This is a genomic window from Deltaproteobacteria bacterium (assembly GCA_016709225.1).
Classification (GTDB): Bacteria; Myxococcota_A; Polyangia; order Nannocystales; family Nannocystaceae; genus Xiheibacterium; species Xiheibacterium phototrophicum.
The window spans coordinates 1-23,576 of the sequence record JADJEE010000012.1 but is presented as its reverse complement, the minus strand read 5'-3'; the positions used below and the strand labels follow the sequence as shown (position 1 = coordinate 23,576).

Here is a 23,576-nt window from a genome sequence, read left to right as displayed (position 1 = left end):
CCTCGTCACACGCCCGCCGCAGCCAGCTCGGCCTCGAGGGCCCGCGTGTCCTGGCTGATGCGGAGGATGATGAACTCGGCCGGCTTGTTCGTGGCGAGGCCCACCCGAGCGATGAGCTGGCCGGCGAAGATGACGGTGGGGGTGTTCAGCTGGTCGGAGACGTCGACGAAGAAGGCCTTCGCCGGCTCTCGCGAGCGGAACGCCCCGTTGTTCATCTGCGCGAGGAGGAACGCCGTGATGGTGCGCCGCACCTGCGCGCGGAGCCCCTCGGTGTTGTTCTTGTGCCGCGCGAACTCGAGGCCCTGCTTGAGACTTCGCTCGATGAAGATCACGCCTCGACGCTCGGCGATGTACGGGAAGTTGCCGTCGCCCTTGAGCGTGCGCGAGCCGTCGATGTAGCGCGGCAGCCCCGGCCCCGTGGTGAGCGGGTTGATGCGGTGCGGGTACACGAGGTCGCGCTTGCGCTCCTCGAGCACCTCGTCCGTCTCGAAGCCGAGCACGCCGAACATGCGCCCGGCGTCGATGCCCGCGGGCGGGTCGTAGACGCCGCCAGGGCGCGCGGAGTCGGTGCGCGAGTAGACGCCGGCGACGATGCCCGAGGGCGGGACGACGAGCTGCTCGGACGACCCGAAGACGCTCTTGGCCGGGTTGAGCACCTTCACGCGGGGCCAGTAGACGGCCGCGAACTCCGAGAGGTTCTCGAGCGACGCCGTCGTCGCGACGTACGTCACGATGTCCGTCGCGCTCTGGTTCGCGGGAGGGTCCAGCACCGCGAAGACGGCGCCGTCGCGGTCCACCTCTGCGTAGCGGACCATCGCGTTGTGGACGGCCGGCGTGGCGCGACCCGGCACGAGCAGCAGCGTCAGCTCCTGCACCTGGTCGAGCGCGTGGAGCCCGGTCTTGCCCACGTCGGAGCCGATGAAGTCGTTGTCGTCGAGCCCGACGAGACCGTCACCGCCGCCAGCCAGCGAGACGGTCTGCGGGGGCGGCACCGGCATGCCGACGAGGAGCTGGTCGATCGCGCGCACGTAGAGCGAGCCCGTGCGCGGGTCGTTCACGACGCGGTCCACGTAGCGGGCGTCGTCGGGGTTCATCGAGACGTTCGGGAAGGCCTCGCGGTAGACGCCGTCCTCGACGACGAGGAGGTCGAACGCGGTCGGCGAGCCGTTGGTCGCGGCTCGGACCTCGGCGTCGATCCGGTTCGCGTACGCGCCGGGGTCCTTGCCCTCGACGCGCACCGCGTTGGCGGTGCCGGAGGCCGCGCCCGTGTGAAGCGTCGTGTCGAGCCCGAACGCGGCAGCCGTCGCGGCGCGCGCCTGCACGCTCGCACCCGGGCCGGTGGCGACGGTGCGGACGTCGAGCACGCCGCCGATGCCGGGCGCGACCACGACGGTCGGCATCGCAGCCTCGACGACGGTCTTCACCTCGAAGACGTCCACGGCGCGGAGGTTCGCGACGTTGCCGCCGCCCACCGACGCGGCGCCGGGGAACGCCAGGACGGCGTTCGCGGTGCCGCCCGTGACCTGCACTCGGCTCGAGGTGCCCTCGGTGTCGCTCGCGAGGCGGACGATGCCGCCCGGCGTCGTGGCGCGCCCTCCGACGATGACGGCGTTGATCGCCGCCGCGACCTCGGTCGCCGTGGCGTTGGTGATGTCGGCGAAGTCCGCCGACGAGAATGCGACCGCCTGCTCGAGGCCGTTGTCGACCCGGAGGAGCAGCGTCATGCCGTCGGCGAGCGCGTACGGGCCTGCGCCGCCTGCGGCCATGGCGGCCGCCGAGCCGTTGAAGACGGCATCCACGTCGGCGCCGCCATCCACGGCGAGACGGATCAGGTCGCCGTCGACGAGCACGAAGGGGCCCGCGGCGGCGCCGAGCAGCACGCCCGGCGTGGGGCCACCACCAGCCACGAGGAAGCCGGCAGCGCGCACGGCGGTGACCGAGGCGGGCGTGGCGACGTCGGTGTAGTGCGCCGTGCGGACCACCCAGAGCTGGCTGCCGCCGTTCTCGAAGAAGCCCATCGCGGCCAGCGCGAGGTCCGAGTCGGGCGTGAAGCCGCCGAACTTCGTCTGGAACTCGTCGAACGACGAGCAGAGCACGGCCTGCCCGATGGGCCCGCGCTCGGTGAGCCCGACCGCACCCGCGACGGACGTGGGAGCCGAGGGGATGCCGCGAACCTTCGGCTCCTCCTCGACGATGACGACCTTGGACGACAGGAGCTGTCCGCTCACGGTGCACCTCGCTTCTTCTTGGCCCTGCTGACGTCAGGGGGACGGCTGGCCTCGGGAGCCGAGGTCGGCGTGGGAGTCGTGGAGGGCGCGGGCCGCGTGGGCTCCGCGACGTGGCGCTTCACGGCGAGCTCGCCGCGCCGGACGGCGCGCACCACGTCGGGAACGGCGAGCACGGCGTCGTCGAGCGCGGGGCTCGTCACGCCCGTGGCGAGCGTGAGCGAGCGCGGGGTGCGCCGGGGAGCGCGCCCCTGCTCGACGTCGCAGGCGCACTCGCCGAGCGCCTTGCAGTACGTCTCGTGGGCCAGGACGAAGACCTGGCAGCGGTTGCTCGTGTTCGTGAGCGAGACGGTCACGGGGCACCTCCTGCGAACGGCTGCGTCTGCAGCTGCGGGTCGGTGACGGCCTTGCCGAGGTCGAGCGGTAGCCCCTCGTCGACGTCGAAGCCGCGCACGACGAAGCCGCAGGTGAAGGCGCGGACGTCGTCCTTGCCCCCGAGCTGGGTGCGGAACTCGCCATCGGCGTCCAGCTCCCAGCGCGCGACGCCGCGGGCTGCATCGTTCGGATCGCGGGGAAGCTCGAGCCAGCGGTTCCGATTCAGGAACGTCGCCACCGCGGCCATGAGGTTGAACAGCTCGGCGGTGCGCTCCGAAGCGGCCGTCAGCGTGAAGACCAGGTCCACCGTGTACGGCGGCTTGCGGCGCACCAGCTCGGGCCCCGAGGAGCCGGCGACCACGTCTTCGTGGGGAACGTTGGCCGAGTAGAAGCGGTTCGGACGCAGCGTCGGGCCGGAGAGCACGAGCGAGGGCACCTTCGCCATCGCGATGACGTTGAGCCCGTCGATGACGGTGTCGTCGTAGTCGACCGAGACGGTGGCGCTCACGTTGGCGAGCACCTGCCGCTTCAGCTCGCGGAGCAGCTGGCGGACGATGCGGGTGAGGTCTGCTTCCCGGGCGACGGTGGCGCGCGCGAAGCGGTAGGCCCCGGCGAGCAGCACGGACTCGCCCGCGAGCGGCACGTCGTTCGCGTCGAGGTTCTGCAGCTCGACGTCGACGACGCCCGCTTCGTGGGCGGGCGTGCGCACGTCCACGAGGCTGACGCCGGCCTCGTCACGGACGGCAACGATGGTCGCGGCTCGCTCGCCGAAGCGGACGGCCACCTTCGGAGCGAAGCCGGTGCCGACGAGCCGCACGAGGTCGCCGCCGCTGGCGGGACCGGCGCTGGGAGTCACCGAGGCGAGCGTCGGGATGGCCATCAGACGGGCCCTCCGAAGCCGAGCTGCTGCGCGACCCGCTCGAGGAACCGACGGCTCGCGCCCTCGCGGAACTTCTCGAAGGCCGGACGCAGGAAGGGTCGCGCAGGCACCTGCACGACGACCACGCCGCGCCCGCTGCCTCCGGTCGGCTCCTTGCCGGCCTGACGCAGCAGCGCGAACAGGAAGCGCCGCATCTTCGGCGTGATGGGGATGACGACGGGTGGGCCGCCGTACTCGTGGAGCTGTGCGAGATCGACGAGGCTCTCGCCGCCACTCGAACGGGCCGAGCGCGGGACGCCGATGAAGGCCTCGTCGCCCTCGACGATGACGGTGATGGAGTTGCGGAGGTCGCCGCGAACGAGCAGCGCCTTCGTGCCGCCGAAGCCCTCGAGCTGACGCGCCGCGAGCGTGAGCGGAGCCGGCGGCTTGATGGGCTCGCCGCCCGGCGCTTGGCTCGTGAGCCCCTGGACGATCTCGTTCCGGAGCCCCTGCGCCTCCTGGCGAATGGCGACGCCGATGGCCGAGCGCAGGCGCTGCGGTCCAGCTGCAAGCAGCTGCCGCGCGCGAGCCCAGTCACCGGTGCGCATCACCGCCATGGCTCAGACCACTCCCTTCGCGCGCAGGCGCGGCACGTGCTCGTCGAGCCAGCCGAGCGCGACGTGCGTCGCCTCGTTGATGACCGCGCCCTTGCGGATGGACACCGCGGAGAGCGCGAGGGACTTCGCCGCGACGTCCACGTCCTCCGGTCGGCAGCCGTAGTCGCCGAGGACCTCGGCGATGCGGCGCGCGGACGGCGTCGTGCCGTAGCGCCAGAAGTGCAGCTCGAGGTTCGAGCGGTAGGCCTCGGCCTCCCAGCGGGCACGCGCGGCGCGGTCCGCGAGGTACGAGACCTCGAACGAGAGCCCCTCGCGGTCGTGCTGCACGACGTGCTGGTGCTCGTGCACGCAGATGACGACCTGACTCCAGAGGTCCCAGCCGCCTCGCGGCGAGCCGACCTCGAAGGGCGTGTAGATGCGCCGCCCGAGGGTCGTCGTGAAGTTCCGAAGGAAGCGGTCGCGGCTCTGGATGCCGAGGGCGTCGAGCGCCTGCGCGACGAGCTGCATCTCGAGCGCGTCGCGCTTGTTCACGACCGTCGTCCGGTAGTGGTCCTGCATGAAGCGCCAGAACGCCCAGACCTCCTCGGGCTGGATGTCGACGAACACCTTGCCCACGACGGGCAGTGACTGGAGGAAGCCCTTCATCGGTCGCTCCCGCCGGCGGCGGCGGCGTCGGCCGCGGGCACGCAGGTGTGGCCGGTGACGCGCCCGTCCTCGGTCGTCTCATCGACGAACGCGCACACGAACGGTGCGCCGCTCTGCTCGCTCACGAGGTCGCAGTCGGCGAGCTCGTGGTACGAGCCGTCCGCGTCGCAGATCTCCGCGACGTTGCCCGAGCACCGCGTCGCGCCCAGCACGCAGTCGTCGATCGGACGGCAGTGCGCGAAGAAGCACGCGGCGAAGACCGAGGCGATGGCACAGCTCTTCATGCGACGCTCCGTGCGGCAGGTCGGTCCTGGAAGGACACGAGGAGGAGGTTTCGGCTCGGGCGCCGCCGGTGGAGTCCGAACCCGATGGACCGCGCCTCGGTCACGTAGAGACCGGGCGGCGTGCGCACGGCCTGCACGAGCGCTCCGTCGAGCGCGTACAGCGCGCCAAGGCGGTCGCTCGGGCGAATGAGGGCATCGCCCGAGGCGGCGTCGACGAGGCCGAGCCGCTCGAGGTCCCTGAAGTGAAAGACCAGATCGAAGCTCGACCTGGGCGTGTTTCCTGAGGTCGCCATACGCAGAGCTTCAAAAGCCTCCGGCTCCACCTGGCAGGGGACGCGGACCGGTGGGTGCTCGCGACGAAAGGGCTCCGCGACGCCATCGTCATCGGCGTCGACCAAGACCGGCTCCTTGAAGTCGGGGTCGTAGCCGCCCGTGAGCGCGCCGGCGCCATCCGGATCGACCGTCGCCATCGAGGCGGTGTCGAGCCGGTGCAGCTCGGCCAGGAACGGGAAGATGAGGCGGCCGCGCATCACGCCGCTCCGAGCGGCGACGGCCTCACGTAGGGCGCGAGCAGCACGTCGACCTCCGGGTCGCCGGTGAGCTGGCGAGCGGCCTGCTTCGCGGCGTCGAGCCGGTAGCTCTGGTCGCGCGTTCGCTCCTCGATGATGCGCCAGCGACTGCGGGCCTCGAACGAGGCGTCGTCCGCCAGCGGCGCGAGGCCTCGGAGGACGAGCAGCAGACAGGCGCGGCGGATCGCGAGCGGCGTGCGGCCCTCGGGCGTGCCGTCGTCCTCGGTGAACCCCCAGAGCCCCTCGACGACGACGTTGCCACGGCCTCGGGGGAACACGCGGCAGTGGCGCAGCGTCAGGCGGGGCGCATCGAAGCCGGCCTGCACCGGGGCGCCAACGACCACGAGGTCCTCGAACGCCAGCGACAGCTCGCTGTCGCCGAGGGCGAGGCGATCCACGCGGATGGGCGGTACCGGCGGCTCCACGGACGGTGCCCCGCGACCGTCGAGCCGGTACGTGACGGTGCGTGGCTCGAAGAACCAGCCCGTCACGCGGTCGATGAGCCGCGTCGCCTCGTCGAGCAGCAGCTCGAGGCGTGCATCGCTCGCCGCGGCCGCCGCCACGCCCTCGGCGCGCAGGTCGGCGACCGAAGCGTACACGTCACTCCCGCTCGCGCTTGCCGCGGCGAGCGTCCTTCTCGTCGTCCTTGGCGGCCGGAGCCGCCGCGGTCTTCGGGAGGTCGTCTGTGGTGAGGGCGCCTGCCGGACGAGCGGCCACCACCTTGAGGTCGTCGGTCGCGCTGCGCTTGACCTTCGAGGCCTCGGTCTCGCTTGACTCGAGCACCTTGGCCTCAGCCTCGGTGCACACGTCGAAGGCGGGCGGCGAGTGGCGGTCGCTCGGCACCTCGCGCACAGCGCGCAGGTACTCGGCCACCGGCTTCTCCACGCGGTACCAGCCGCGCTCCTCCTGGAACTTGATGCCGGCGTAGGTGTAGCGCCGGAGCACGTGGCCCCGCCGCGGGTCGAAGGGCTTGAGGCGAACGAGTAGCGTATCCATAGGTTCTCCTCAGCTCAGAGCTGGACGTTGATGGCCTTGGCCACGCCCGGCTCCTCGGCGAACTTCACGTCGAAGCGCAGGGTCGCGACGATCTTCAGCGTGCCCTCCGAGATGTCGCGGTCGGACTCGAAGCGGATCTGGCGCCAGATGCCGACGTGGATGTTCTTCGGGTTGCAGAGCAGGATGACGGTCTGGTCGCTGCCGACGCCGAGGTTCTCGGGGAACAGCGGGATCGGTTGCACCGGCACGCCGGAGTAGAGGACCGGCGCATCGCCCTCGAGGAACTTGTCGCCGACGGCGGTGGCGCGCTCCGCGAGCGTGTTGCGGTAGTCGAGGTCCGCGTCGACGCTGGTGAGATAGCGCATCGCGCTCTTGTCGCGCAGGTGCTCGCTCGGCAGCGTCTTCACGAGGTCGCGCAGCAGGTCCTTCGAGATCGGGTTGCCTGCTGCGTCGACGACGTGGCTCGTCGCCTGCTTGAGCACGCCGTCCATCGTCGCGAGGAACGGGTCCGCAGACACGGTGTCGCCGCTGACGAGGACCTCCTCCATGTCGCGGGCGATGGCGTCCGCCATCATCTCCATGATCGTCTGGCGCAGCTCGCCGCGCTCGATGCTGTCCTCGAGCACCTCGTCGGAGAGGCGCACCTCGGCCTTGAACAGCTTGGCATCGAGCTCGACCTGCGAGAGGTCGGGTGCGGCGCGCTGACCGGCCGGGAGCGCGGTCGCCTCCTGCCCGGGCCGCAGGATGCGGGTGCCGAACTTGATCTTCGAGATCTGCTGCTTCGGCGACGCCATCGGAACGACGGTCGCCAGCTGCATGAGGACGGACTGCTTGATGAGCAGGCGCATGAACTTCTGCGCCTGCGCGGGCTTGAGAATGCCGCCTCCCGCCGTCAGATCGGCGAGCGCGAGATCGGCCTTCTCCAGGATGGTGCGGTTGTCGAGATAGCTCATGTCGCGGCTCCTTGAGACGGGGGAATCAGAGGTCGTGGAAGGAGACCGCCTTGTCGACGTTCTCCCGGTCCTTCGGCTTGTTGAGATCGAGCGGCCATCCCACGTCCTCGACGCTGGCCTTCGACACGTGCTCGGCGGGCGCGGCGCTGTTCGGCAGTCCGAACTGCTTCTCCACGCGGCCGAGGCGCTGCTGCTGTTCCTTCACGGTGTCCGAGAGCGCGCGGAACGAGTCGGCGAGCTTCGCGAGGCTCTCGGCGACAGGCGCGCCGGGCTCGGTGGGTACGGTGGCGGTGGGGGCCTCGCGCTTCTCCGTCTTCGCTGGGGCGGTCTTGCCGGCGAGCTCGGCGAGACGCGAGAGCGCCTGCTTGGCTGCGGCGACGTCGCTCGCGAACGTGCTCGTGCCCGCGGGCTTCGCGGAGTCTTCGGTCTTCGCGCGCGCCTGCACGTCGGCCGGCGCGTTCGGGTCGACGGCGTCGCTCGGAGCCGCGAAGCCGGTTCGCTCCAGGATCTGCTCGGCGGTGGCGCGCAGCTGCTCGGCGAGAGCCGCGAGGCGCAGGTCGTTGCTGTCGGCGCCCAGGGAGCCGAGCAGCTCGACGATGGCCGTGAGGCTCTCGAGCGCAGCCAGCGCGGCCCCGAGCGGCGAACCATCGGCCACCGTCCACGTTGCGTCTGCGGACGGCGTCATCGAGGCATCGGCGCCGTCCGTGGTGGCCTTCTCGGCCGGGGTGTTGTCGTCCATGGCGTCATCCCTCTTCACGATGAGAAAGCGGTGCTTGTTGGCGGCGCGGTCGACGAGGGAGACCTCCTCGACGACCATGTCGATGAGCCGGTGCACGCCGTCGGCGCCCTCGGCCTTGTTGATCCGGTTCGTCATGCGGCCTCCGTCTGCGGCTGGGCGTCAGGCGTCGCGGGCGGCGGTGCCGGCGCCGGTGCGGGCTCGGGGACCCGGCGCGCCGAGCCGCCGATCGAGAAGCCCGTGAGGTCGCCGCTCTTCACGCGGTCCCACAGCTCGTCGGACAGCACGCGCACCGCGAGCATCCAGGTGCCCTTGCGGACGGTCAGCTCGCCGACCGTGAAGTCGGTGGGCGCGAGGTAGCTCTCGAGCACCTTCACCTGGTCGTTCACCCGCAGCCGGTGCATGAGCCCGAGCCCGCCGAACTCCTCCATGAAGCGGTGGGCGGCGGCGCGGATCTCCTCGGTCGAGTAGATGTCGCCCTGCGCGTCGACGACCTCGGGCTCGAGCACGATGCCGAGCACGTAGCGCTCGTCGTTCGGATCGAGGCCCTTCACGAGCTGGGTCGTCTTGTCGAAGACCAGCGCGTCGAGGCTCGGGTCGAGCGGCAGGTGCTCGCACTTGGCGACGAGCTCGAAGTCCTCGGCCTTGCGCACGGGGTAGTTCGCGACGAACAGACGCATCGCCTGCTTGGCGCCGCCCCGGCCCGAGGCCTCGCGGACCTTGAGACGGAAGACGTGGCCGACCCGCTTGAAGGCGGCGACGTTCTCCGGCGTCGGGTTCAGGACCGCGATGAACTTGCCGCGCACCTTGGCGAGCGCGTCGACGAACTCCTCGAGGTCGATGACCTTGTCCTTGTCGAACCACTCGCCGGGGTACGGCGGGTCGATGAAGAAGAACGTGTCCGGCGAGTCGTAGGCCTTCAGCGTCTTCCGGTAGTCCTGCCGAAGCACCGTGACGTCCTTCAGCCGCTCGGCGGCCTTCAGGTACTTCTCCGGGTTCGTTGTGGAGCCGAGGTGCTGCTGCGCCGGGTGCGTGCCGTCGGGGCGGCAGTCGCGGGCGTGCGTGCGGACGAAGACGAGCTTGTAGAAGCGCGCGACGTCGTCCTTCGGCGCCATGTCGCGCGCCTTGAGGAAGCTCTCCTCGGTGACGGTCCACTCGAAGCGGCGCCGCAGCTCCTCGATGCGCTCGGGCGTCATCGCCTTGATGCTCCGATGGAGGAACACGACGTCGTCGTCGAGGTCCGCGAGCACCTCCTTCTCGCTCGGCTCCTTCGCGTGCAGCACCGCCGCCGCGCCCGCGAAGGGCTCGACGTAGGTCTTGTGCGCCGGGATGAGCGGCACGATGCGCTTCGCGTAGTGGAACGAGCCGCCGAAGGTGCCGAAGGGCTGGGCCTTCTCGAGCTCGTCCGCGTCGGTCTCGACGACGCCGTCCCAGTCCTCGATGACGACGCTCTCGTCGAGCCCCTTGAGCGTAGGCTCGTAGTTCGCGACGAGCAGCTGCGTGAGCACCGACGAGCCGCCAACGCCGCGCATGGCGGCGATGGTGCGCGGGGTCCGGATCCGCTTCGTCCAGAAGCCGGAGTCCTTCACCATCGCGGGGAACTTCCCGCGGATGCCGTAGGTGATGAGGAACTTGCCCTTGAGCGACTTGAGGAGCTTGAAGAAGCGCTCCTCGTCGAAGTCCGACTCGCCGACGTCGACGTTGTAGCCGGGGTACGGCGGATCGAGGAAGAAGACCGTGTCCTTCGAGTCGTACTTGCGGACGACCTTCTCGTAGTCGCCGCCGTACACCTTCACGCGCTTCAGGCGCGGCGCGAACTGCTCGATGCGCTTGATGGTCTTGGCTTCGACTCCGACGACCGACGGGCTGAAGCTGCGCCCGCGCATCTTCCCGTAGGAGAAGTGCGTCAGGTACAGGAAGCGGTGCAGGCGCTCGACGTCGCCCTCGGGCTCGACATCGAGCAGCCCCTTGAACGTCTTCTCGTCGCCGGTCCACGGCAGCTTCTTCAACCGCTCGAGGTCGGCGGTCGTGAGCTTCTTGAGGAGCCGGTAGGCGTCGGCGATCTCCGGGTCAGCGTCGTTGATGACCTCGACGTCGGAGGGCTCCTTCGCGAACAGCACCGCGGCGCTTCCGGCGAAGGGCTCGACGTAGGTCTTGTGGGCGGGGAGCATCGCCACGAGCCGCTGCGCGATGCGCTTCTTGCCCGCGGGCGAGCCCCAGATGGTCTTCTCGACCGGCTCGCCCTGGCTCGCCGCGAGGACGCGACGGGCGTAGGCGATGGCCGCCTCGCGCCGGTCACGCATCGCGCAGCGCCTCCGGGTCGGAGCCCCAGAGCGGGTCCTTCGTGGTGGGTGCGTTCAGGTCCCGCGGCCAGACCACGGGCTCGTCGCGCTTCTGCTCCCGCGACGGCGCGGACGGAGCCTTGCCGTTCCCCTGGTCCGGGGCGGGGCTCTCTGGCTCGCGCGGCTTCGCAGTCTCGGGCATGCGTCGACCTCCGCTGGGGGCAAAGCAGCCGCCCGGAGGAAGCGGGGACACGTGCTCACACGACCGCGAGCGTCGTGGTGCGACAGAGGCCGTGGTACGGCGGGAAGCCGATGCCGACCTCGCGAAGGGCGCCATCGGAGGCCAGGGCCCGGAAGTCGCCCCGATCATCGCGGGTGCCGAAGGCCGACCGGGTCACCTCGGCGAGCGGGGTCCGGCCGGCGCCGCCGTCGACGTAGAGCCGCGTCCGTCCGGTCTCGGGGTCGAGGCTCTCGCGCACCCACGGCAGCTCACGCTTGATGTCCTCAGGCTGCTCCAGCCGCTCGACCCGCTCGAAGCGCTGGAGGGCGTCGGCCACGGCGAAGCTCTTGCCGTGCAGGTAGCGGCAGATGTGCGTCGTGCGCTCGTCCAGCACCGCCTCGATGACGTAGCGCTGGATGCCGGCCTCGGCGTAGCTGCTCATCTGGGCGAACGAGCGCCCCTGGCCCATGAACGAGCTCGCGACCACCTCCCAGTAGAACGGCGCCCGCTCGACGAGCGCCGCCCGAGCCGCGCGCTCGAGGTCGGCCGCGATGTCGTCCCGTCCGAGACCCTGCTCGAGCCCGGCCGCGACGATCCTGCGAGCCTCCTCGCCGAGTCCCTCGACGCGGCGACCGTACTCGTCGCGCACGAAGTTCCCCTGAGAGCTGACGACGTGGGTCACGACGCGCCGGTCGAGGGCGTTGAAGTCGGCGGCGATGGCGAGCCCTTGCTGTCGCCGGGCCTGCGTTCGAGTCGCCGCCACCACCGACTCGGCCGCGTCGCCGAGCGGCACCTGGATGCGCGCGGGGATGATGGCCGTCGCCCGGCCCGCGGCTGCCATCGCCTCGGAGACCAGCCGGCGCCTCTCGGCTGCGGTCGTGCGCGGCCAGTCGATGTCGAGGACAGCCATCGCGTCGCGAACCGCGTCCACATCGGCGCGCCCGGTGGCCCGCCGCAGGCGGGCGGCGAGGAGCGCGACGGCGCGATCGAACCCGCCCGGTGTTCCGAGGTTGATCGCCTTCCCGAGCGGCAGCCGCAGGTAGTCGCCGAGCAGCTCGTCGGCGGCGATCCGGGCCTCATGCACGACCAGGAGGCGGTCAGCGGTAGCGGACGTTCCGCACATCGGCGTCCTCCTCGAGCCGCAGCTCGCCGTGGCTCAGGTGCAGGAGCACCCGGCAGAAGGTGCAGCGCACCGCCCGCGAGAACGTGAGGTCGCCCGGGTCCGGCTCCTCGTCGATGTCGAGCCCCGCGTCACCGTTGAGCGCCGGGGTGACGAAGCCGCAGCGGGGACAACACACGTGGTAGCCGACAAGCAGACCGCCGCGGTCCTGCGGCACGCGCCGCACCTCGCCGCGCTCGAGCCGGCATGGGCGCTTGGTGGAGGGCACGATCCTCACAGCCCGCCTCCGACCACCAGCGGGCCTCGTCGGCGAGCGCGCACCTCGACCCCGGCCTCGCTCGGCGAGAACACGACCTCGTGGCTCGACGCGCAGCGGTCGCAGAGCGCGAAGACGAGGAGGCCGTTCCGCCAGAGCGTGGTCGTCTCGTCGAGAGCGGCGTGCCTCCGGCACATGCGGCACTCGATGACGCCGCGCTCGGCGTCGAGCTGCGCTTGCTGCACCCACGCCCGCTGCAGCTCAGGTCGCATCGCGCGCCTCGCCGAACCAGGCGTCGAACTCCTCGCGGGGAACCTTCACGTGCTCGACGTCGAGGTACCGCCGCGCAAGGTCGAGGCGACCGTGGGCGAGGCGCTCCTCCTCTGCGCGGAGGTCTTCGCGGAGCGCGAGCAGCTGCTTCGCGCTCGGGAGCAGCGCGTCGGGCCCCGAGGCCTTCGGCTTGAGGTCCTCGACGCCCGTCTGGATGCCGGCGAGCGTCAGCGTGATCGGCCGCTTGGTCCAGTCGTCGCCGATCTTGCGGAACTCCCGGTTGAAGATGTCGCCGGCGAGCAGGCGCCCTTCCTCGGGCGTGAGCACACCAACGCGCACGAGCCGCTCGACCATCTCCGTCATGCGCTCGGGGTCGCGCGTGACCGGGGTCTGCGAGCGGAACCGCCAGAAGCGCAGGCCCATGTCGGCGAGCACCTTGCGGTTCATCAGGAAGTCGAACTCGTCGCGCTCGGGCTGAAAGACCTGGTCCTCGGCGAAGCGCAGCGCGCTCTCGGCCGTCGCGCGGTTGAAGTCCTTGCTCTCGCCGCGCAAGAGGCGCGGGAGGCGGAACGAGCTGCCGACCTTGTCGATGTTCCGCTCGTCGTAGAGCTGAAAGAGCGCGTCGTGCTGCTGGGCGTCCGTCAGCGGGCGCAGTTCGATCTTCGCGCGGCCCCCATCGCCGGTGCCGCCGCCGTCCGCCTCGAGGATCAGGATCTTGTGGAAGTTCGCCTTGCCCTTGAGGTTCTCGTCGATGAACCGCTCGATGCGTGGCACCGAGGCGTCCGAGAGCCGGCCGCCGGAGACAAGCAGCGCGAGCGGCGGCACGCTCTTGTTCTCGAAGTAGAGGTAGTTGACCTCCTCCATCTGGCGCGAGCCCAGCACCGACAGGAGCGTGCCCACCCAGCGCGGCACTCCATAGGGCGAGCGCGGCGAGTGGATCGCGAAGTGGAGCAGCTCGGTCGCGGGCCCGTCGTCGGCCTGCGCCGCCTTGAGCGCGGCGATGTCCGGGAAGACGCGGCCCGTGGAGCGGGAGACGACGCGCGGGTCACCGAAGGACTTGAAGTACACCCGCTCGGCGCCCTGGATCTGCACGTAGCGACGGAGCCGGCGCCGGGCGCTGACCGTGTCGAAGCTGATCGTGGAGACGCGGACGCGCTCGCGGACCTCGACGGCCTCTCGATCGAGCGGCAGGAGCCGCACCGTGTACGACGGCACGTAGACGAAGCGCGCGAGGTCGCCCTTGCCGTCGCGCAGCACCTCCCAGAACGCGTTGCCCGTCACCTCGAGGTCCTGGCGCGTGCGACGCCGGAGATCGACGAAGGAGTGGTCGAAGCAGCAGAAGTCGAAGAACGAGTCGAGCCGCGCCCGCTCGACCCGGGCGGCCTGGCGCAGCTCTGTGAAGCGCGCGGCCACCTCCTCTGCCGGCGGCGTGAGCGGCGTCCCCTCGGGCAGCGTGCCGGCGTCGCGCGCGGCGATGCGTTCGAGCATCAGCGCGTCGGACACCTTCTGCCGCGCGTCCTCGGCGTCGAAGTCGATGGCCGGCTCGAAGCGGTAGCCGAAGCCGTCGATGTTGGTCGCGTACGAGTCGACGTTCTGACGGAGCGAGTTCGAGTGCTCGACGAGGAGGCAGAGCGCCTCGGGGTCGTAGGGCGGCTGCAGCGCGCCGGCCGCGACGAAGGCGGTCGACACCTCTTCGCCGCCTGGACGGCTCGCCGGGTCCTGCACCCGGGCGCCGACCACCACGGCCTTTAGGATGGTCTGGAGGTTGCGATCGGCCTCGTGGATCGCGTCGGGGCTCGTCACCGGCCCGCCTCCGCGTAGGCGACGAGCCCAGTCGGCGTGAACGACACGGCGCGCGCCCGCTGGCCACGCTTCGCGAGGTGGTCATGCGCGGCGGCGAGCAGCCCGTCCTCGGTGCGCGCCTCGAGCTCGACCTCGGGGCCGGGCTCGGGCGGCGTGCCCGGGGGCTTGCCTGCTGGGATGACGAAGATCTTGAGGGTGCGCCGCATGGTGGACTCCGCAGAACAGCGGAGGCGAGGCGCTTGGCCAGCCTGCGAGGAGGCAGTCCACCTGGGCACCGAGCAGCTGGACCGCGCGCCTCGCCTCCGGGGGAAGCAAAGCGCCGCGGCCTCGGCGGCGGGGACAAGTGCCTATCCGGTAGGCGTCGAAGCTGACCTTCCCCGAGGGCAGCACGCGGCGCTTGATGGCGTGGATCTGCGCGACGAGGTCGCGGTCGCGCGGCATCGTCACATCGCGCCGCTGGAGCAGGATCTTGAAGTCGGTCGCCCAGCGCTCCTTCGCCTCGTTGGTGAAGTTCTCGCCGATGACCTGGGGGAACTCGCGCGCGAGGTTCTCGGCGAGGTTCATGCCGATGCCACTGCGGTCGATCGAGAGCCGGGCGACGGGCAGCGTGCCGAGGAGGCGTCGCAGCTCGGCCTCCTGCTCCGCGAACGGCGTCCCCTCGAAGCTCTTGAGCATCCGGCACGTGAAGCGCCCCTCGATCTCCTCGAAGACCGCCAGCTCCGAGCGGTCGCGCGTGCGGCCCACGTCGAAGCCAGCGACGATGCGTCCTTCCGGTGCGCGCACGCTGGTCGGCTCGTCGCAGAGGACGAGGTCGTCGCTGGTGCACGGGAGGATCAGCTCGTAGGGGTAGAAGCTGTACGTCTCGTCGACGAAGCGCCCCTCGAACTCCTGCTGGAAGTCCTCGAGTGGCAGCGAGTCGAACTGCTCGATGAGCGTGGGCCGGCCGAACTTCGCGACGCGCTCCTCGGTGGGCAGGTTCGGCGCGTCGTTCGCGGCAGCCCGCACGTTGACGCAGAAGAAGCGGCAGAGCCACCACGGCACCAGCTGCCGGAGGTGGTGCGGGTACTTGCGCAGCTCCTCGTTCGCGATCTCCCAGAAGATGCCGCGCCGGCCGAGCGGAGTGCTGCAGCCGGTGAGCTGCCCGTTCGAGCGCAGGATGAGCGCCGTCGAGCCGCGGTAGACCTCGCGGTCGTTCACGTAGTGGGCGAGCTCGTCGAGGTAGACGTCGCCCTTCTTGCCGCGAGGCGCCTTCGACGGGTGCGAGAGGATGCGTGAGAGCCGCTTGTTCGTGCCGTTCGACTCGAACGCCAGCTCCGTCTTCGAGTCGACGATGAGCCGCTTCTGGTACGCGAGCGGCAGCTCCTCGTGGACCTGGCGCGCGACGAGGATCTTCTCCTTGGCGTCGTCGAGGTTGTAGCTGACGAAGACCGCCGTGTGCTTCTCGCGCAGGTGGCAGCGAGCGAGCGCTTCGAGCGCGAAGAGGAACGAGAAGCCGACCTGGCGGCTCTTCGTGACCCAGCGGAACCGGGAGCGGTTCTGCAGGAAGTTCAGCTGGTACTGCTCGAGCGCGATGGGCTCGTCGTCGTACGAGAGCAGGCCCTCGGCGAAGCCCCACTCGGTGCCGATCCAGTCGGCGAACTCCTCCTCGGTGCGCTTCACGATCCCGAGCGTCATGCCGCCCTCCGCGCGCAGGTCGCGCGTGACCTTGCCTTCGTCGCCGACGGAAGCCTGTATGGGCTCGTCCACCGCGCCGAAGCACCGAAGGGAGAGCCGCCATGACCGCCTACGCCGACACGATCTCGCGCCCCGCGCGCACGCTCACCGAGAGCGAGCAACGCCTGCTGCTCAAGTTCACGGGGCAGCGCCTCGACGGGTTCCGTGACCACGTCATCTACAGCCTCGCCCTCGGGGCCGGACTTCGCGAGCACGAGATCCTCGCGCTCGACGTCGGCGACGTCTTCGACGACAGCGGGCACGCCAAGCGTCGGCTGGCGCTTCGGATCTTCAAGCGGTCGAGCGAGGAGCCCGCGCCACAGGAGGTGCTGCTGCCCGACGTCGTCCGCGCCAAGCTCGACAAGCTCCTCGCCGGGCGCAAGCGCGCCGGGGAGGCCCTCGCCGCCACGACGCCCGTGTTCGCGAGCCGCCTCGGGCGCCGGCTCTCCGCTCGGCAGCTGCGCCACGCCTTCGGCGTCTGGCAGAAGCGCGCCGGCTTCGAGCGCCACTTCAACTTCCACGCGCTCCGTCACACGGCCTGCACGAACCTCTACCGCGGCAGCCGCGACCTCCGGCTCACGCAGCGCTTCGCCCGCCACAAGTCGGTGCTGACGACCAGCATCTACACGCACCCCTCGGACGAGGAGCTGCTCCGCTCGGTCCAGGGGCTCATCTGCTGACGGAGTCCCCGAGGCGCCCGCTCGCGGGCCCGTGCTCAGTTTCGCGGGCACTCGCACGACGTAACCGAACGAGCCTCCGTGCTCAGTTCGGTCGCGCGCGTTCGATTCGCAAATCCAGGGCTGCTCAGTTTCCTGGAATTGACCCACTCGAAAACGGCCCCAGGCACTGCGCCGGGCGTGCGCGGCTGTGCGAAAAACGGACCCTCCCCCCCTACCTGCGGCAGGTTGTAGGCAGGTGCCGGCCTCCCGCGGCCCGGGGGCGTGGGCGGGCGCCGGCGCGAGGACGAGCACGAGGCCGACGAGCCAGGGAAAGCGGCCATTGGGGACGGCGCCCGAGCCGCCGAACATGCCCCGCAAGCCCGCGACTTCACGCAGGGGCTCCGCGACGAACCGCCGCTTTTCTCTCTTAGCGGCGGTTCGCTCGGCGCCGTCGACGAGCCTGTCGGCGCCGGCCGCGGCCTGCTCGATCGCGGCGGCCTCGTCGCCGTGCGCGCGGCCGCGAGACTGTGAGCTCGCTGTGCTCGAGCACTCGGCCTCCTCGATCGCGCCAAGTCCGCGAGATTCCGAGGGGGCCGTATCGGAGGCGTGTTCTTCGGGCGCGAGGTGAGCCTGGTGGGCGCGACTGTTCGAGGCTCTCTCGTCGCCGCGTGGGGCGCGCCCTTTGGCCCGCACGCGCGCCGCCGCATCGGGAGCGCTCATCGTCCGTCCTCCTCGGCGTCCGCGCGCCGTGGGCCAACGTCGGCGCCCTGACGCGGGAGCAGGCGCGGCTCGACGCGCTCGACCGCGCGCAGGAGCCGGACCTCGAGCAGCGCCTCGTCGTCGGCCTCGGCCGCGTCCATCTGCTCGGCCAGCTCGCGGGCGAGGCGAACCACCTCGCGCACCTCGCGGGACACGTTCGGTTCCCGGGCGGCGTCCTCGCTGGGGGGCGGCGGGGGGGCATCGGGCGAAACTGAGCGCCCCGACGCGCTCGGAAACGCGTTCGGATTCGCCCGCTCAGTTTCGTTCGCGGGCACGCTGGTCACGTCGATGACGCCGGCCATCTCGGGCGTCGCTTCGCGCTGGTCCCGGAGCATCCGCGCGTAGCGCTCCTGGATGCTCTCGAGCGACAGGATGGTGCGCACCTCGGAGCGCGAGTCGGCGCCGCCGAGGATGAACGCCTTGAGCCTCGCGAGCGTGTTCACGTCGGTCGGGTTGTCGGAGCGGACGCGGCCTTCCTTCAGCGCCTTCTCGAAGCTGAGGAGGAACTCGTCGATCATCTGGACGAGCCGGTCCTCGCCGACCGCGATCGCCTCGGCGCGCAGCTCGATGAGCTTCTCCTCGGTGCGGACCGCGACGCGCGTCGCCGTCTGCTCGCGGCGCTTCATGCAGTTGTGGCTCTTCGCGTAGCTGGCGATCACGCTCGGGGCGACGCCGTAGCGCTCGGCGAGCTGGCGGTACGGCGGGTACACCGTCGTCGTCGCGCCGTTCTCCAGCACCTTCACCTCGCCGAACACGAGCAGCCGATCCAGCTCCTCGTAGGAGATGAGCGGCGCCTCGGCCTTGCGCGGGCGTCCCGGTCTCCGCTTCGGCTCGGGCTGCTCCGGCGTGGACGTGCTCGCGACGGGCGCCGCGGCAGTCGGCTCGGACGTCGTTGCGGAGGGTGCCGCCTCGTGGTCCTTGAGCGTGATGGGCTCGATCGGTGTGCCCGCCTGGAACGCGGCCTTCCGCTCGACGCAGCGGCTCTGCTTCGCGAACGCCGCGACGAGGCTCGGCGCCACCTTGAACCTCTTGGCCACCTCGCGCTGCGAGGGCCAGACGCGCGTCTCCGCGCCATCGGCACCGGCGACGAGCTCGCCCTCGACCAGGAGGCGATCGACCTCGTGGTACGGCATCTTCGGCCCGTCCTCGCGACGCGGGCGTCCTCCCTTTCGCTGCTCCGGTTCGCGCTTCGCCATCTCGTTCCTCAGAAGCCGCTGGCGAGCAGCAGCGGGGACTGGCCGAGCATCGTCCGGAGGCGCCGCAGCACGCGGGTCCGCTGCCGCTTCAGCCGCTGGTACATCCGCTCGCGCTCGAGGTCGTCGTCGGGCGCGACGCGGTCGACGTAGCTGCGGAGCAGCTCTCGTCGCAGCACGGTGGCCGCGACCACCTCGAGGCTGCTCTGCGGGATGCCTTCCTCCGCGGCCCGCTCGAGCAGGAGCGCGAGGTCGAACAGCTCCTCGTCGGTGGTCTCGAGGCGCCGAGCGTTGATGGACTCGGTGCCGAACATCGCCAGCTCGTCGGGGTCGGCGCTCGGATGCTGCTGCTCGCGCTCCTTGCGGAGGAACGCGAACACCTGGCGCTCGGTCCGCTGCCGCAGCCGCATCGCGATCCGGTCGGCGTGCTCGTCGACGGGCAGCTCGCCGAGCGCGGCGAGGAACGCGGTGATCACTACCTGGTCGAGCTCGTCGCGGGGCACGGCGTCGCTGACGAGCCGGTGCCGTAGCCTGCTCAGCATCGGGTAGTACGCGACGAGGAGCACCGAGGCCCAGAGCGCCTCGCCGCTCGCCCGGTGCTCGGAGAGCAGCGCCCGCGTGAGCGCGTCCCGCTCGGGGTAGGTGTGCTCGCGATCGTCGGCGAGCGCGGCCAGCACGGACGCGACGTCGGCATGGCCGGCGAGAGCAGCGTGTCGGGCCCGGCTCTCGTCGAAGACCCGGCGCGGCGCAGCGAGAGCGTCTCGCCGCAGCCGCTCGATGACGGTGCGGAGGGCGCTGCTCATCGGTCCCGCCGTTCCCACCACTCGCGGACGAGCTCGAGGAAGTCCTCGAGCTGCATCGTGACGAGCGGCGTCGCGTGGTCGTCCTTGCAGACGGCGATGGGCCAGCGCCCGGGCGGGCAGGCGTCGAGCGCCTGCCTCATCGCCGCGCGCACGTTGGTGCGGTGGTGGTGCTTCGCCTCGACCCAGAAGCACGGGACCTCGACGTCCGAGGCCTCCTCGCCCGAGCGGCACTGGAGCCCGCGACGGATGCCGGCGTCGGGCATCACCTCGCGGAAGCGGTGCACCAGCTCGCGCTCGAACGCCGCGCCCTTCCTGCGGGAGTGTGCGCCGCTCATGCGAGCACCTCCGTCTCGAAGCGAACCGGGATGCCGCGACGCTTCGCGTACTCGACCTCGCGCTTCATGCCGGCCGTGACGCGACCGCCGAACACGCGAACCTCGTCGCAGGTGTCGACCAGCTCGAGGCAGAAGCGCAGCGCCTGCTCTCGCTCCGTCGCCTCGTCGAGGAGCTGCGGCAGGTAGAGGTGCGGCGCGACGGGCATCACCCCGAGCGCGACGAGCTGGCGGCTGAGGCCGCGGACGCGCTCGACGTTGCCGGCCGGATCGTCGGCGAACGGGTGGCAGACGTAGACGCGCCGGAGCCGGCTGCGTTCGAGGCGACGGCGCCTCACCAGCTCGGCGGCGAGGTAGTGCAGCCCGTCGAGCAGCTCGGCGTAGGCCTCGCTCGGGTAGTCGCGCCCGTCGTCGACGCGCCACGGGCCGTACTGCCTGCGTCCCTGCTCGAGGCGCGAGAGCAGCGCATCGAACAGCTCTCGCTCGTCGCCGACGAGGCCCGCGAGGCGACCGCCGAGTCGCATGCGCTCGGAGAGCCTGCGTGCGACCTCGAGCGCGCACCTCGCATCGGCGAGCGCGCGATGCGGTCTCGGGCGGTCGAGCCCGAAGTAGGTCGCGAGCGAGTCGAGGGAGAGCGACGACAGCTCGCCGCCGGCGACGAGCGGCCACGCGAGGCTCGCGGTGTCGAGGCGGTGGTAGTCGACGCGTGGCAGCGCGAGCCCCGCTCGGCGGTAGCCGGCCTCGAGGAAGGCCCAGTCGAAGCCGACGTTGTGGCCGGCGACGAGCGCCCCTTCGAGCAGCGGTGCGGCGGCGAGCAGCGCCTCCCGCAAGGGCGCCGCGTTCGTCCACGCCGCCTTCGAGAACCCGCAGATGGCGAGCGCCTCGGGCTGCGCGTCGTCGAGCCGCTCGGGGGTGACGAGCGTGTGGTACTCGGCGAGCACCTCGAGGGTGCGCGCATCCACGCGCAGCACCGCGACCTCGACGATGTCGTGTCGGGAGGGATCGAGGCCCGTGGTCTCGAGGTCGACGAAGGCCAGCGCCTTGAGCGGCACGGGCACGTCCGAGCGCAGGACGTCGCGGCGAAGAACGAGCGCGGGAGCGTCGCGCTCCGGGAGGTTGAGCGCGGGCAGCATCACGCCACCTCCTTCGCCCAGAAGCGCGGCGAGTGCGTCTTGTCGGCGTGCGCTTCGAGCTCGGCCTTCAGCAGCGAGACGCGCGGCTTGTCGAGCTTCTTGCCGAGGCTCTTGAGGAGCGCGTCGAGGGCCTTCTTGTCGATGGCCCCGAGCTTCGCGAGCAGCTCGTCGCGCGTGAGCCCGGTCGCGTCGCCGAGCAGCGTGAGCGTCGGCTCGATCGGGTAGTCGAGGCTCGTCGTCGCGTACATCCGGTAGCGGACGCCGCCGAGGACGAGCTGGTCCTGCTCCTTGAGGTGCGCCTTGAGGATGTCCTCCAGCTCCTCCTTGCGCGCGTAGAGCGCCTTCGCGAGCCGGGCGACCTCCTCGCGCTCGCGAGCGACGGCCTCGAGATCGGCGAGGTCCTCGCAGAGGAACTCGCGCTTGCCGGCGAGCGCGTCGGCGTAGGCCGGGCAGTGCTGGCGGTGGTCGCAGTAGGAGCAGTTGGCGTTGAGGCGAGCCGGGTACTCCTTCGCGGTCTCGGTCTGCCGCCCGAGCGTCTCGACGTAGGCGAGCGCGTCGGCGAGCTGCTCCGCGGTGCGCGTCGTCTGCTGGCGGATGCCGTGCCGCAGCATCCAGAACGTGAGCTTCACCTTCTTCGCCCACGGCCAGAGGCGCTGCGCGGCGACGTGGTAGAGGCTCAGCTGCAGCGAGGTGTCGACCTCGTCGCGCATGAAGAGCTGGCGGTTGGTCTTGTAGTCGATGACCTCGACGGTCTCGTCGTCGACCCAGTCGACGCGATCGATGAAGCCGAGCACCGTGAAGGGCCCGACCGGGAGCCGGAACTCCTTCTCGATGGCGAGGACGTCGCGGTGGTCGACGACGCCCTGCTCGCGAACGAAGTCGCGGAGGATCTTCAGGCCCTCCTCGAAGACGTCGACGCCGGTGAGCCCCTCGGCGGTCCAGGCCTCGCGGTAGACCTCGAGCGCGCGCTCCTCGGAGAGCGGGCCGGTGCGCTCGTCGTCGAGCACCTCCTTGATGAGCCGCTCGAGGACGGCGTGCACCAGCTTGCCGAAGCGGAGCGGGAGGCCGGGCTCGGCCTGGCGCTTCTCGATGTAGTGCAGCCGGTAGCTGAGCGGGCACTGCTCGAAGCGACTGAGTCGCGAGTACGAGAGATGGGCGTTGCGGAACGGTTCCGTGGTCATGAGCGCTTCTCCGGGCGCTCCGGGCGCTCATGGTTGGGGGTCTTCTCGAACGCGACGACGTGCGAGCCGGGGAACACCGAGAGCACGCGCATCACCGTCGCGGCGTGCTCGGGCGTGATCTCCTTGCGGGGCTTGCCGGTGTAGGCGGGCACCAGCCACAGCTCGCCGTAGGTGTCCGAGTGCAGCTGCACCTCGACGCCGAGCGCCTTGAAGCTCTCGATGTCCTCCGTCGTGAAGCCGCGGAGCTGGTCGACATCGATGGTCGGCTCGGACGCGGGCCTCGCGGACGCAGCGGTCATCGCCGACGCGGCGGGCTTCGGCTTCGGCGGCTCCTCCGGGAGCGCGACGGGGTTGCCGAACAGGTCGCGTGCGATCGAGGGAGGCTTCGGCGGCTCGACGACGACCGGCTCGGCGGCGACGACGGGGAGAGCGCGCTTGTTCGGTCCGTTGTGCTTCTGCCACTCCGTGCAGACGAACTCGTCCGGCAGCGCGCACGTGCCGCCCTGCTGGAAGTGGAGGCAGCGCTTGCCCTCACCCCGCGTGTACTTCTCGCAGGTGATGCCGGGCGGGCGCTCGTCGGCCGGCGTGGGCGGCGGCGGTGCCGATCTGATGAGGTCCTTGAGTGCCATCGCGTTCCTGGCCGGCGCGTTCGGGGCGCCGGTGGGTGGGAAACGCGGGCTCGCTCAGCGAGATGGGACAGGCGCGGGATGACTCCCGACGAACTTGTGCGCAGAGGGGACGTGGACGATGACGGTGCGGCGCCGGTCCTCCTCGGGCCCGAACCGCATGCGCTCCGACCGGGCGTGGACGACCTCTCGGAAGTGCACCCAGCCGAAGTGGAAGAGGCTCCGCATCGTGCGCGCGGGGCACGTCGGGCGCTTCGCCTGGTGCAGCGTCTTGGCGATCGACTCGAGGTGCAGCGCCACGAAGCCGTTGTCGCCGTGGGCGAAGTCGGCTCCGTCCTTCAGCGTGCCGTCCTCGATCGCCAAGAGGATGGCCAGCACCAGCTCAGGGAAGGCGTGCCGCTTGTCCTCGGCACTCCTGCGCTCCTGGCTCATCGAGCGCATCAGGCGTGACGAGGACGCGCGCGAGAGCAGCCCCGCGCGCGTGAGCCGCGCAGCGAGGCGCTGGAACTCGAGGATGAGCGCGTCGCGCTCCTCCTTCGTGGGGAACGGGACGGGGGCATCGTCGGTGGTGGTGGTGTCGTTCATGGGGGGCAAACGCGGCCCCGAACGACGACCTGGGACACAGCGCGGAATGCCGGACGGGATGGCAGCGGCTCGGCTGACCACGAGCCCTGTCCGCCAGCATGTTTCCCCAGTTACGACGGCAGGTTGCGTGCGTTTTGGACAGCGGACGCCGTCCAGCGGGTAGCACCACACGCGCATCGCGAGATTTCTTTCGGTGCCTCGAAGGCTCGAAGGCGCCCTCAAAGAAATCGCGAAGTGCTCTTGAGTAGACCTACTCGAAGAAAGCTGTCCAGAGAGAGAAGAGATATCTAACTATTGAAGAAGAGAAGGGAAGAGGCTGGACAGAGCAGGTGTCCTGGCCAGACCCGCAGCCGGCAGCGCGTCCGGCATGTTCGAGTGCTGT

The 23,576-nt window shown here is 70.9% G+C and carries 25 protein-coding genes and 2 pseudogenes; 2 read left to right on the top strand and 25 right to left on the bottom strand.

Annotated features, from left to right (window positions below):
- Window positions 1-5: 5 nt before the first annotated feature.
- The 18 genes and pseudogenes from IPH07_24965 to IPH07_24880 all read right to left on the bottom strand — a co-directional run bounded on the left by IPH07_24965 (window position 6) and on the right by IPH07_24880 (window position 15,884).
- Entirely contained in the window at window positions 6-2,228 is a 2,223-nt protein-coding gene (locus IPH07_24965; protein ID MBK6920675.1) for a phage tail protein, read from the bottom strand.
- Window positions 2,225-2,581, bottom strand: a complete 357-nt coding sequence (locus IPH07_24960; GenBank protein ID MBK6920674.1) for a hypothetical protein — start codon at window positions 2,579-2,581, stop codon at window positions 2,225-2,227. Before IPH07_24960 ends, IPH07_24965 begins: the two co-directional genes overlap by 4 nt.
- Window positions 2,578-3,480, bottom strand: a complete 903-nt coding sequence (locus IPH07_24955; GenBank protein MBK6920673.1) for an IPT/TIG domain-containing protein — start codon at window positions 3,478-3,480, stop codon at window positions 2,578-2,580. The genes IPH07_24960 and IPH07_24955 overlap by 4 nt, the downstream gene beginning before the upstream one ends.
- A complete protein-coding gene (locus tag IPH07_24950) occupies window positions 3,480-4,076 on the bottom strand; it encodes a hypothetical protein (GenBank protein MBK6920672.1) in 597 nt (198 codons plus the stop codon). The genes IPH07_24955 and IPH07_24950 overlap by 1 nt, the downstream gene beginning before the upstream one ends.
- A gap of 3 nt (window positions 4,077-4,079) precedes the next feature.
- Entirely contained in the window at window positions 4,080-4,721 is a 642-nt protein-coding gene (locus tag IPH07_24945; GenBank protein ID MBK6920671.1) for a hypothetical protein, read from the bottom strand.
- Entirely contained in the window at window positions 4,718-4,930 is a 213-nt protein-coding gene (locus IPH07_24940) for a hypothetical protein (GenBank protein ID MBK6920670.1), read from the bottom strand. Before IPH07_24940 ends, IPH07_24945 begins: the two co-directional genes overlap by 4 nt.
- 71 nt (window positions 4,931-5,001) lie before the next feature.
- The gene (locus IPH07_24935; protein ID MBK6920669.1) at window positions 5,002-5,535 is read right to left on the bottom strand and encodes a hypothetical protein; all 534 of its coding nucleotides are present in this window, start codon (window positions 5,533-5,535) and stop codon (window positions 5,002-5,004) included.
- Window positions 5,535-6,173 carry a hypothetical protein gene (locus IPH07_24930; protein MBK6920668.1) on the bottom strand — a complete coding sequence of 213 codons (639 nt, stop codon included), beginning with the start codon at window positions 6,171-6,173 and terminating at the stop codon, window positions 5,535-5,537. Before IPH07_24930 ends, IPH07_24935 begins: the two co-directional genes overlap by 1 nt.
- 1 nt (window position 6,174) lies before the next feature.
- A complete protein-coding gene (locus IPH07_24925) occupies window positions 6,175-6,570 on the bottom strand; it encodes a hypothetical protein (GenBank protein MBK6920667.1) in 396 nt (131 codons plus the stop codon).
- Window positions 6,571-6,664: 94 nt separating this feature from the next.
- Window positions 6,665-7,523, bottom strand: a pseudogene (locus IPH07_24920) (phage major capsid protein).
- 25 nt (window positions 7,524-7,548) lie between these two features.
- Window positions 7,549-8,397 carry a hypothetical protein gene (locus tag IPH07_24915; protein MBK6920666.1) on the bottom strand — a complete coding sequence of 283 codons (849 nt, stop codon included), beginning with the start codon at window positions 8,395-8,397 and terminating at the stop codon, window positions 7,549-7,551.
- Window positions 8,394-10,562 (bottom strand): DNA adenine methylase, encoded by a 2,169-nt coding sequence (locus IPH07_24910; GenBank protein ID MBK6920665.1) that lies wholly within the window; start codon window positions 10,560-10,562, stop codon window positions 8,394-8,396. The genes IPH07_24915 and IPH07_24910 overlap by 4 nt, the downstream gene beginning before the upstream one ends.
- Window positions 10,555-10,743, bottom strand: a complete 189-nt coding sequence (locus IPH07_24905) for a hypothetical protein (GenBank protein ID MBK6920664.1) — start codon at window positions 10,741-10,743, stop codon at window positions 10,555-10,557. Before IPH07_24905 ends, IPH07_24910 begins: the two co-directional genes overlap by 8 nt.
- A 55-nt stretch (window positions 10,744-10,798) precedes the next feature.
- Entirely contained in the window at window positions 10,799-11,884 is a 1,086-nt protein-coding gene (locus tag IPH07_24900; GenBank protein ID MBK6920663.1) for a head morphogenesis protein, read from the bottom strand.
- Entirely contained in the window at window positions 11,859-12,149 is a 291-nt protein-coding gene (locus IPH07_24895; protein MBK6920662.1) for a hypothetical protein, read from the bottom strand. Before IPH07_24895 ends, IPH07_24900 begins: the two co-directional genes overlap by 26 nt.
- Before the next feature lie 5 nt (window positions 12,150-12,154).
- Window positions 12,155-12,409: a hypothetical protein gene (locus IPH07_24890; GenBank protein MBK6920661.1), complete on the bottom strand. Its 255-nt coding sequence runs from the start codon at window positions 12,407-12,409 to the stop codon at window positions 12,155-12,157.
- On the bottom strand, window positions 12,399-14,210 hold the full coding sequence (locus IPH07_24885; GenBank protein MBK6920660.1) for a phage portal protein: 1,812 nt from the start codon (window positions 14,208-14,210) through the stop codon (window positions 12,399-12,401). The genes IPH07_24890 and IPH07_24885 overlap by 11 nt, the downstream gene beginning before the upstream one ends.
- Window positions 14,211-14,561: 351 nt before the next feature.
- Window positions 14,562-15,884 (bottom strand): annotated as a pseudogene (locus IPH07_24880) (hypothetical protein).
- 101 nt (window positions 15,885-15,985) lie between these two features.
- Here IPH07_24880 and IPH07_24875 point away from each other — a divergent pair.
- Together IPH07_24875 and IPH07_24870 are read left to right on the top strand one after the other, a co-directional pair.
- Window positions 15,986-16,603: a tyrosine-type recombinase/integrase gene (locus IPH07_24875; protein MBK6920659.1), complete on the top strand. Its 618-nt coding sequence runs from the start codon at window positions 15,986-15,988 to the stop codon at window positions 16,601-16,603.
- 261 nt (window positions 16,604-16,864) lie between these two features.
- Window positions 16,865-17,113, top strand: a complete 249-nt coding sequence (locus IPH07_24870) for a hypothetical protein (protein MBK6920658.1) — start codon at window positions 16,865-16,867, stop codon at window positions 17,111-17,113.
- Window positions 17,114-17,298: 185 nt separating this feature from the next.
- On the opposite strand, the gene IPH07_24865 is transcribed toward IPH07_24870, so the two are convergent.
- The 7 genes from IPH07_24865 to IPH07_24835 all read right to left on the bottom strand — a co-directional run bounded on the left by IPH07_24865 (window position 17,299) and on the right by IPH07_24835 (window position 23,194).
- Window positions 17,299-18,096: a hypothetical protein gene (locus IPH07_24865; protein MBK6920657.1), complete on the bottom strand. Its 798-nt coding sequence runs from the start codon at window positions 18,094-18,096 to the stop codon at window positions 17,299-17,301.
- 449 nt (window positions 18,097-18,545) lie between these two features.
- The gene (locus IPH07_24860) at window positions 18,546-19,337 is read right to left on the bottom strand and encodes a hypothetical protein (GenBank protein MBK6920656.1); all 792 of its coding nucleotides are present in this window, start codon (window positions 19,335-19,337) and stop codon (window positions 18,546-18,548) included.
- Complete coding sequence (locus tag IPH07_24855; GenBank protein ID MBK6920655.1) at window positions 19,334-19,672, bottom strand: hypothetical protein; 339 nt, start codon at window positions 19,670-19,672, stop codon at window positions 19,334-19,336. Before IPH07_24855 ends, IPH07_24860 begins: the two co-directional genes overlap by 4 nt.
- A complete protein-coding gene (locus IPH07_24850; protein MBK6920654.1) occupies window positions 19,669-20,802 on the bottom strand; it encodes a DUF4406 domain-containing protein in 1,134 nt (377 codons plus the stop codon). The genes IPH07_24855 and IPH07_24850 overlap by 4 nt, the downstream gene beginning before the upstream one ends.
- Window positions 20,802-21,983, bottom strand: a complete 1,182-nt coding sequence (locus IPH07_24845) for a PD-(D/E)XK nuclease family protein (GenBank protein MBK6920653.1) — start codon at window positions 21,981-21,983, stop codon at window positions 20,802-20,804. Before IPH07_24845 ends, IPH07_24850 begins: the two co-directional genes overlap by 1 nt.
- Window positions 21,980-22,612, bottom strand: a complete 633-nt coding sequence (locus IPH07_24840) for a hypothetical protein (GenBank protein MBK6920652.1) — start codon at window positions 22,610-22,612, stop codon at window positions 21,980-21,982. The genes IPH07_24845 and IPH07_24840 overlap by 4 nt, the downstream gene beginning before the upstream one ends.
- A 54-nt stretch (window positions 22,613-22,666) precedes the next feature.
- Window positions 22,667-23,194: a hypothetical protein gene (locus tag IPH07_24835; GenBank protein ID MBK6920651.1), complete on the bottom strand. Its 528-nt coding sequence runs from the start codon at window positions 23,192-23,194 to the stop codon at window positions 22,667-22,669.
- Between the last annotated feature and the right edge of the window lie 382 nt (window positions 23,195-23,576).

Bases quoted from the DNA above. Each gene is read 5' to 3' on its own strand.
- IPH07_24910 (MBK6920665.1), bottom strand. From the start codon at position 10,562: ATGCGTGACCGGCGCGAGGCGGCCATCGCCTACGCCCGTCGCGTCCTC.
- IPH07_24835 (MBK6920651.1), bottom strand. From the start codon at position 23,194: ATGAACGACACCACCACCACCGACGATGCCCCCGTCCCGTTCCCCACG.
- IPH07_24955 (MBK6920673.1), bottom strand. From the start codon at position 3,480: ATGGCCATCCCGACGCTCGCCTCGGTGACTCCCAGCGCCGGTCCCGCC.
- IPH07_24905 (MBK6920664.1), bottom strand. From the start codon at position 10,743: ATGCCCGAGACTGCGAAGCCGCGCGAGCCAGAGAGCCCCGCCCCGGAC.
- IPH07_24900 (MBK6920663.1), bottom strand. From the start codon at position 11,884: ATGTGCGGAACGTCCGCTACCGCTGACCGCCTCCTGGTCGTGCATGAG.
- IPH07_24845 (MBK6920653.1), bottom strand. From the start codon at position 21,983: ATGACCACGGAACCGTTCCGCAACGCCCATCTCTCGTACTCGCGACTC.
- IPH07_24945 (MBK6920671.1), bottom strand. From the start codon at position 4,721: ATGAAGGGCTTCCTCCAGTCACTGCCCGTCGTGGGCAAGGTGTTCGTC.
- IPH07_24915 (MBK6920666.1), bottom strand. From the start codon at position 8,397: ATGACGAACCGGATCAACAAGGCCGAGGGCGCCGACGGCGTGCACCGG.
- IPH07_24925 (MBK6920667.1), bottom strand. From the start codon at position 6,570: ATGGATACGCTACTCGTTCGCCTCAAGCCCTTCGACCCGCGGCGGGGC.
- IPH07_24850 (MBK6920654.1), bottom strand. From the start codon at position 20,802: ATGCTGCCCGCGCTCAACCTCCCGGAGCGCGACGCTCCCGCGCTCGTT.
- IPH07_24860 (MBK6920656.1), bottom strand. From the start codon at position 19,337: ATGAGCAGCGCCCTCCGCACCGTCATCGAGCGGCTGCGGCGAGACGCT.
- IPH07_24890 (MBK6920661.1), bottom strand. From the start codon at position 12,409: ATGCGACCTGAGCTGCAGCGGGCGTGGGTGCAGCAAGCGCAGCTCGAC.
- IPH07_24855 (MBK6920655.1), bottom strand. From the start codon at position 19,672: ATGAGCGGCGCACACTCCCGCAGGAAGGGCGCGGCGTTCGAGCGCGAG.
- IPH07_24875 (MBK6920659.1), top strand. From the start codon at position 15,986: ATGACCGCCTACGCCGACACGATCTCGCGCCCCGCGCGCACGCTCACC.
- IPH07_24935 (MBK6920669.1), bottom strand. From the start codon at position 5,535: ATGCGCGGCCGCCTCATCTTCCCGTTCCTGGCCGAGCTGCACCGGCTC.
- IPH07_24950 (MBK6920672.1), bottom strand. From the start codon at position 4,076: ATGGCGGTGATGCGCACCGGTGACTGGGCTCGCGCGCGGCAGCTGCTT.
- IPH07_24840 (MBK6920652.1), bottom strand. From the start codon at position 22,612: ATGGCACTCAAGGACCTCATCAGATCGGCACCGCCGCCGCCCACGCCG.